This is a genomic window from Paenibacillus ehimensis NBRC 15659, from assembly GCF_004000785.1.
In the GTDB taxonomy this organism is placed as follows: domain Bacteria; phylum Bacillota; class Bacilli; order Paenibacillales; family NBRC-103111; genus Paenibacillus_G; species Paenibacillus_G ehimensis.
Genome location: NZ_BILX01000172.1, coordinates 1 through 2,012, shown reverse-complemented (window position 1 = coordinate 2,012; position 2,012 = coordinate 1). Strand labels below are relative to the sequence as shown.

Annotated in this window: 3 protein-coding genes; all 3 read right to left on the bottom strand. The window is 38.1% G+C overall.

Going from position 1 to position 2,012, the window contains the following annotated elements; translation table 11 throughout:
- Positions 1–536 (bottom strand): helix-turn-helix domain-containing protein (locus tag PEH01S_RS34140; protein WP_127490443.1); only part of this gene is annotated, 536 nt, incomplete at its 3' end.
- Between the two features lie 346 nt (positions 537–882).
- The gene (locus PEH01S_RS34135; RefSeq protein ID WP_127490442.1) at positions 883–1,293 is read right to left on the bottom strand and encodes a DUF4279 domain-containing protein; all 411 of its coding nucleotides are present in this window, start codon (positions 1,291–1,293) and stop codon (positions 883–885) included.
- 28 nt (positions 1,294–1,321) lie between these two features.
- A partial coding sequence (locus tag PEH01S_RS34130; protein ID WP_164828155.1) for an RHS repeat-associated core domain-containing protein occupies positions 1,322–2,012 on the bottom strand: 691 nt, incomplete at its 5' end.

The following is a 2,012-nucleotide window of genomic DNA, read 5'->3' as shown; positions in this document are numbered from 1 at the left end:
GCCTCTTCTTCTGTTATCTCCTCGTATTCTTCGATTCCTTCTTTTCCCTCATCTTGATCGAGCAAATCAACAAGCTTTCTAACAACTTCAAAATGATTTTTAGTTCGGTAATACTCCATATCCAAATGGAAATCATGATTCAGGATTCCTCTTAATTTCAATACTAGCTCTTCATAAGCAAGTTCCTCATATTTGTAGCGCAACTCGCCTTCATGGGGATTATGCCAAAAATAAGCTTCATGCACATTTCCATCATCGTCCGTTATCGTATGCTCAATCTCATGCGTATCCCGCTTCGACGCTCGTTCAAGGTAATTGATTTCAATTTTTATTTTCTCTACTTCGGTTAACTCCTTCTTCTGAAAGTATTCCTCATCAATCCCAAATAATTTGGAGACGAGCGGAAGCTTGTCCTTGGGTATTGGTCTCCTGCCACTTGCCCAATCCGCAACGGTGGAAGTAGTCAGATCAAGTCTTTTCGCAATATCTGTATATGAAGCTTTGAATGCTTTGGCGATAAATTCGAACCCTGTCATTGTTTGCTCAACCTTCTTTCACTGGCGTAATTTACGTCTTTTTCTTCTGTGTTTTTATAATAGCATTTTTAATTTCGAAAAGTCAATGTTTTTTGACGTAAATTACGCAAATAAATTTTCATCCTCCGCCGCGCAAACATTTTTTAGTGTTTTTTGTGTTGTCAAGATCAAAAGAAGGGTTTGTCCAAAAGTCAATTGACGACTTTTTATGCTTTGCTTTGAAATTTCACCTAAAGAAAGGACCTCATTCTCCACTTGGTATTGGAATTTGAGGTCCTTTTGTTCTATTTTGGGGTCGTTCTCGCACTATGCGAACATTTTTGGGACAACCCCTTTTATAAGATCTTTATTTTTCAACCCCGCCAAAGGACAATATGTGCAGTTCTAATCCTAGATTCAATTTTGCCAATAGTTGCACAATATTAGGAGATAGACTAAGTCCCATTTGTCCAAAATCTGACCTTAAGTAACAATCCAAAGTAACTTCATGAAATGACTGTAGATTGTTTATCTCGGCAGCAACCGGTTCTAGATTCATAAGAAATTGTTCTAATACCTCCTCGGGAGTTGTATCTGCTTTAATGGTTACCTCGTAATTCCATCTATCCCATTGAGAGGTCCTGATTTTAGCCCTGCCTATGAACTCACCCTTCTTAGTAGTAGATGTAGCAACTAAATTTAGTTTTTCACTAATCTTACTAAAATCTAATGATTTAGTATTAGCAACAGTCAATACGCAACTTCCTAATGTACTCATAGCTCCTCCGAAAGTTTGTTGTAAATTTCTATTTGTCCAAAATGGCCTTCAATTCTTCAGCATATTTTATTAGTTCGTCCCAAGAAAAATTCTGATTAGCTTTCATTTTAAATTCGCTCTTCAACTCATGAATGTATTCTCCAAACGCATTTCTATCTACACCAACTTTTTTGGCAGCATCATTTACCATTTTTAAGTCCCTTTTAGCGGCAAACAACTGCAAATCTAGTTTTAATGTGAACTCTCCGGTTTCTTCAGCAGCTTTTGCAGCGCGAGTTGTGGTACCCGCTGGAGTTAAGATTAAAATTGTTTGAGCGATTGGATCTTCAGAAACTGGTAATAAGCTTGCACAGTCGGCGCAACTAGTATCCCCATTAAATACAGTACCCTTTTCCCTCAGGTTATCGACGTTTAAAGTCATCTTCACATGATTTTTTTTATAATAATTTTCGGAGCCTGAGACACCAACGAGCCTCTTAAGCTCTCCATTTTCAACGACTGCATGACCGATCCAATCATCATCATGTCCTAAATTTATAGAACCCGCCGTGTTACAGTCACCTTCATGAGCATTTTTGCCATCAGAAGATACGCAATAATGTCCTGTCGGATCAACATTTGTCAACGGATTGTTATGCACATACGTATACAAATTCAAACTCAGCGGATTGGTAATATCCCCTTCATACGTATCCTGACTCATAAACCGGCCTACACTC

Excerpts from the sequence above, each read along its gene's own strand:
- PEH01S_RS34135 (WP_127490442.1), bottom strand. The coding sequence starts at position 1,293 with ATGAGTACATTAGGAAGTTGCGTATTGACTGTTGCTAATACTAAATCA.